Origin of the sequence: Atribacter sp., from assembly GCF_035418125.1 — a bacterium.
In the GTDB taxonomy this organism is placed as follows: Bacteria; Atribacterota; Atribacteria; order Atribacterales; family Atribacteraceae; genus Atribacter; species Atribacter allofermentans.
Genome location: NZ_DAOLQM010000269.1, coordinates 1 through 2,787 on the forward strand (window position 1 = coordinate 1; position 2,787 = coordinate 2,787).

The following is a 2,787-nucleotide window of genomic DNA, read 5'->3' on the forward strand; positions in this document are numbered from 1 at the left end:
CTTGAGACCGATCTAAGGAAGTCCCCGGTGTTTTAAGCCGGTAAGATGGAGAACAGGAACGCTAAAAAGGATTCCAGTACCGGGTTCATCAAGCCTTCCGGCTTCGATCAGTGCTTTTTGAATAGCTTCAACATGCTCTTTTTCGGTTAATATGATAATAACTTCTTTTGAGGATTCCACATGGAAACTTAAAAAATGCTTTATATCATTTTCGGCAGTGGTTCCTCGACCATAAAGTATAGTGGCGCCTTTAGCGCCAGCTTTTTTAGCCTTTTCTACCAGGTGGTCGGCTTTGCCTCGCTCAACCACAGCAAATATGGCGATGACATCCATTATGACACCTCATTTCATGCTTTAGTAATAATTCCAAGCATCAAAACCGCAATAATGGTTCCCAGGGAACTCAAACCGACAATTCCAAAACCATTGAGTAGTGGGTCGCTTCCTTCAACTACTCGGGATAAGCCAAGAGCAAGGGCAACGTTGATGGGAATATTTACCGGTCCGGTGGTGGCACTGGCGCAGTCGAATGCGATACCAACCATTTTTTCGGGAGCTAAATAAGCCAGGTACAAAGCAAATAATAAAAGGGGGATTACAATTTTAACAGTTGGTATATTGCTAACAATTTTAATAATACCTAGGGTTACTCCCAAGCCAAATCCGATAGCAATAGTATGCAAAAGGACTTTTTCTGGAATAGCTCCTACTGATACCTCTTCCACTTCTAAGACCAGAGTACGTAATGCTGGTTCTACCAGGGTTGCCCCGTAGCCAACCACAAATGCAAAGATTGAGATTAATAATTTATTGTCCAAGGTCACAATGTTTTGACCTACCGATTCACCAAGTGGAATTAGACTCATGGTAACTCCCTTAAGAAAGAGGAAGAGACCGACAATGGCAAGTACGATACCAGAAAAAAAAGTCTTAGGGTGAGCTAAGGGTTGTCTTAACACTACTACTTGGAAAAAAACCAATACGGAGACCACTGGGATAATACTTTTAACGATGTCAAAAATATCATGAAACAGATAGGTAATTCTCAACTTCAGTCCTCCCCAGGTGACAGTGATGAAATAAAAATTATAATGCCTGGTTAGTGATTATCTCATAGTATTTAATACAAAGACGGTTAGATACTTTCCATTTTTATAATAACACAGTACAAGAGTTCTAGTAAGGTTCATTTTAATGCCGTTGAATTTTAAAAATTATATTATTAATTGCTCAGTGATATCTAATATGCATAATTACCTTACCCACGATCTGGATATCGGGGCTTTTAGTTGGAACAAAGATCGGCGGGTAAGCTGGATTTGAAGGTAGAAGAAGAACTAAAATCATCTTAAAAAATTGTTTTAGGAGATAAGCCTTCATGCCACGGTATGACACCAGATGAGAATGAGAATAATTACCCCCTCACTTTAATCCTTTTCCACCAAGGGAGAGGAAATAATAAAATGACTTTCCCGCTAGAAAAGAAAATGGGCAAAGCCTTAAAATGACAGCGTTTAAACCATTACTAAATTTAAAAAATAGCCTATAAATTTTGCGAAAAATTACCACAAAAAAAGCCTGGCTTTTTATTAAAGCCAGGCTCGGAAAAGGACAATCTTTTTTATTCTGTAGCAGCTTCTTTTTTGATCTCGATAGATTTTAAAATTGCTTGAATCTTTTCATCAGTTTCATGTTCTGGGCCCATTATACCGATTGAGATTTTCTCGCCATTTAATAGAGTCGTATAGAGAGATTGATGAGTTCCCGAATAATCAAAGGTAGTTTTGAGGAATTGGAACCCTAACATTTCAACCACAACCGGATCTGACCCTTTGTATTGTTCAACAAAAATTTTCATGGAGCTTTTCCAGTCAGCATCGTTGAGATTGTATCCCTCTTTTTTTAACTCCACCATGTAGGTTGCCATGCGGTTGTAAATTTGAACTGCACCGTTTTCATAAACGATAAATTGCCAAGTATCCGGTACTAAAAACTTGAAATTATCAGTTTCTTGAATCTGGTCTTCGGCATAAACAACTCCTATTAATAGTATTCCAATTACAATGCTTAATGCTGCAATGTTAATTCCTTTTCGCCTCATGGTTTATCCTCCTCTTTTTATAAACCTCTTAATAAAATAATATCCGATGAATGCGATTATTTATACACTTATGAGAGAAATTTAATAGAATTGAGAAATTATTCTTTAGGGATTTCTTTAAGAGTACTGGATACCATGGAGATGATTTTTTCCACCTCTTCTCTTTGAATCGAGAGATTCCACCGGAAAGCTATAGATAAAGAATCACCGTTGGAAAGAGGTACTAAATAGAACTCCATCAGTCCATCATGAGGAATTGCCATGTCCAAAACTTGACCAGTAATAGTGTTTTCCAGAAATGAACGATCCATAGTTTCAAGAGGTGGTTCGGTGGTTCCTAAAAAGACAGCCTTTATATACTCAATAACATCTTCATCGGTATTCCCCAGGTCTTCTTTCATGTTTTTTGGCACAGCTACCAAAGTTATTTCAATCTGTACAGTTTTGAAGTCGACGTTAGGAGGATTCAACAATGAAACCGCATCCAAGCCAACTTCAACAGGCTGGGAGAACTCGACCGGGCTTTTGAAAGTCACTTTCCACCAGTTGTATGAGAAATTCTCTGAACCAAAAGCCGATGTTCCTAAAATGAGTACTGTTATGATGCCGATCAAAAAAATCAGTTTTGTATTCATGCTATTAAGCCTCCTCGAGTGATACTGTTTTTAAATATTGTTTTCACTGGA

The 2,787-nt window shown here is 38.0% G+C and carries 4 protein-coding genes; all 4 read right to left on the bottom strand.

Features of this window, described 5'->3' with window-relative positions; translation table 11 throughout:
• Positions 1-12: 12 nt before the first annotated feature.
• Positions 13-333: a P-II family nitrogen regulator gene (locus PLK24_RS10320; protein WP_324478854.1), complete on the bottom strand. Its 321-nt coding sequence runs from the start codon at positions 331-333 to the stop codon at positions 13-15.
• A gap of 14 nt (positions 334-347) precedes the next feature.
• Complete coding sequence (locus tag PLK24_RS10325) at positions 348-1,049, bottom strand: DUF1538 domain-containing protein (RefSeq protein ID WP_324478856.1); 702 nt, start codon at positions 1,047-1,049, stop codon at positions 348-350.
• 572 nt (positions 1,050-1,621) lie between these two features.
• A complete protein-coding gene (locus tag PLK24_RS10330; RefSeq protein WP_324478858.1) occupies positions 1,622-2,101 on the bottom strand; it encodes a hypothetical protein in 480 nt (159 codons plus the stop codon).
• Positions 2,102-2,199: 98 nt separating this feature from the next.
• Complete coding sequence (locus PLK24_RS10335; RefSeq protein ID WP_324478860.1) at positions 2,200-2,736, bottom strand: hypothetical protein; 537 nt, start codon at positions 2,734-2,736, stop codon at positions 2,200-2,202.
• Positions 2,737-2,787: the final 51 nt, after the last annotated feature.